This is a genomic window from Neisseria sp. P0001.S005 (assembly GCF_051963715.1).
Genome location: NZ_JBQCTZ010000339.1, coordinates 1 through 2180, shown reverse-complemented (window position 1 = coordinate 2180; position 2180 = coordinate 1). Strand labels below are relative to the sequence as shown.

Below are 2180 nucleotides of genomic sequence, written 5' to 3'. Positions count from 1 at the left end.
GACTCCGAAGTCGAAGCCGCCATCCAAGAAAGCCTCGACAAAATGATGGAAGGCAAAACCGTGATTGCCATCGCCCACCGCCTCTCCACCATCGCCGCGATGGACCGCCTCATCGTCTTGGACAAAGGCCGCATCATCGAAGAAGGCAGCCACACCGAGTTGCTCGAGAAACAAGGCCTGTACGCCAAACTTTGGGCGCACCAAAGCGGCGGCTTCTTGAGTGAGCATGTCGAGTGGGAAAACAATTAAGCGCTTTGAAAGAAGATAAAAGGCCGTCTGAAAACATTTTCAGACGGCCTTTATTCATGAATCAAAGGGTAGGTGGGATAACCGCCCTTTTTCAGTTGAAACCGTAGTTTTTTACAGCCCCAGCGACCAAGCATTTTGGTGTTCGGACAAGTCTTCCAAGCGGTTTTCGTAATGGGCGAAGATTTCTTCGATGATTTCGTCTTCGTCGTCGATGACGCGGATCAGGTTCAAATCCTCTTCCAAAATCAGGTTTCTGCCCAGCAACTGCTCGCGTATCCAGTCCAACAGTCCCGCCCAAAATGCTTTGCCCACTAAGATAATCGGGCGGTCGGGCGTTTTGCCGGTTTGCACCAAAGTCAGGCTTTCAAACAATTCGTCCAATGTGCCGAAACCGCCGGGTATGACGACATACGCCACGGCGTGTTTGACGAACATGACTTTGCGCGGGAAGAAGTGTTGAAATTTAATCGACAAATCCTGATACGGATTGGCTTTTTGCTCGTGCGGCAACACGATATTCAGCCCCACCGCCGGACTTGCGCCTGCAAACGCGCCTTTGTTGGCCGCTTCCATAATGCCCGGCCCGCCGCCGGAAATGACGGAAAATCCGGCATCCGACAGTTTGCGCGCCAAGCGCAATGTGAACGCGTAGTCGGGATGGTTTTCGGGCGTGCGCGCGCTGCCGTAAATGCTGACAGCTGGCTGAATGGCGCGCAATTCTTCGCCGGCTTCGACAAATTCGGAAATAATCTTCAATACATGATACGACTCGCGCGCCTGAATATCGCGGCGGGTTTCATCGGGCAGCATGGGTTTGGGCAGTTTTTTGAGCAGGCTCACGGCTTTTCCTTCGTGTTTTTATGTGCAGTATTGTAACCCGAAAGGGGCGGGCCGTCTGAAAGTTGGGTTTCGGCGGCAAGTGTGCCTGCCACATTTTCAAAAGCCCGTTACAATATCTGCTTTTATTAAATTGCTCCGCCATGCTCGATATTATCCACCGCGACAGCCGCACCATTGCCGTCAACAAACCTGCCGGAATGCTGGTGCACCGAAGCTGGTTAGACAAACATGAAACCCGTTTTGCCGTGCAGACCCTGCGCGACCAAATCGGGCAGCACGTCTATCCCGTCCACCGCCTCGACCGCCCGACTTCCGGCGTCTTGCTGTTTGCCCTCGATACGGAAGCCGCACGGTTATTGACGCAGCAGTTTGAAAACAAAACCATCGAAAAAACCTATTGGGCGATTGTCCGCGGTCATCTGCCTTCAGACGGCCTGATTGATTACGCCCTCAAATATATGCCCGACAAAATCGCTGAAGCGCAGACCGAAGCGACTTTGCAGGAAGCGCAAACCGCCTACCGCTGTCTGGCACAAACCGAGCTGCCGTTCCAGTCCGCCCTGCGTTATCCGACTTCGCGTTATTCGTGGGCCGAACTCACGCCGCACACCGGCCGCAAACACCAACTCCGCCGCCATATGAAACACATTTTTCACCCCATCATCGGCGACACCAACTACGGCGATTTACGCCAAAACCATGCCGTTGCCGAACATATCGGCACGCAACGCCTGATGTTGCACGCGCAGAGCCTCAGTTTTCAAAGCATAGAAGACGGTAGTCGGATTACTGTAAACGCGCCGACAGACAACGACTGGCGGCTTTGGATGGAAAAATTCAAAACCGAGGCCGTCTGAAAACCCCAACCGCACATTTTCAGATGGCCCGGTCATGGAAAAAAACAGGCAAATCCCTTACAATACGCCCCTAAAATTTTGAAAGAACACAAGAATCATGGAAGCCGAAGTAATCAACCAGCTTAACAACACCCTAAACGACTTGGAGAAGCGCAGCGAAGACATCCGCGTCTATATGGACTACCAAGGCAAAAAAGACCGCCTTGAAGAAGTCGTCGGCCTCTCCGAAGACCC

General features: G+C 52.9%; 2 protein-coding genes and 2 pseudogenes. 3 read left to right on the top strand and 1 reads right to left on the bottom strand.

What is annotated here, in order from left to right; all coding sequences use genetic code 11:
- Positions 1–249: pseudogene (locus ACTHSP_RS19865) on the top strand (multidrug ABC transporter ATP-binding protein); the annotation flags it as partial.
- Between the two features lie 111 nt (positions 250–360).
- Here the strand turns inward: ACTHSP_RS19865 and ACTHSP_RS19860 are convergent.
- Complete coding sequence (locus ACTHSP_RS19860; RefSeq protein ID WP_314511258.1) at positions 361–1089, bottom strand: TIGR00730 family Rossman fold protein; 729 nt, start codon at positions 1087–1089, stop codon at positions 361–363.
- Positions 1090–1229: 140 nt separating this feature from the next.
- On the opposite strand from ACTHSP_RS19860, the gene truC reads away from it, so the two are divergent.
- On the top strand, positions 1230–1946 hold the full coding sequence (truC, locus tag ACTHSP_RS19855; RefSeq protein ID WP_440346760.1) for a tRNA pseudouridine(65) synthase TruC: 717 nt from the start codon (positions 1230–1232) through the stop codon (positions 1944–1946).
- 97 nt (positions 1947–2043) lie between these two features.
- Positions 2044–2180: pseudogene (gene prfB / locus ACTHSP_RS19850) on the top strand (peptide chain release factor 2); the annotation flags it as partial.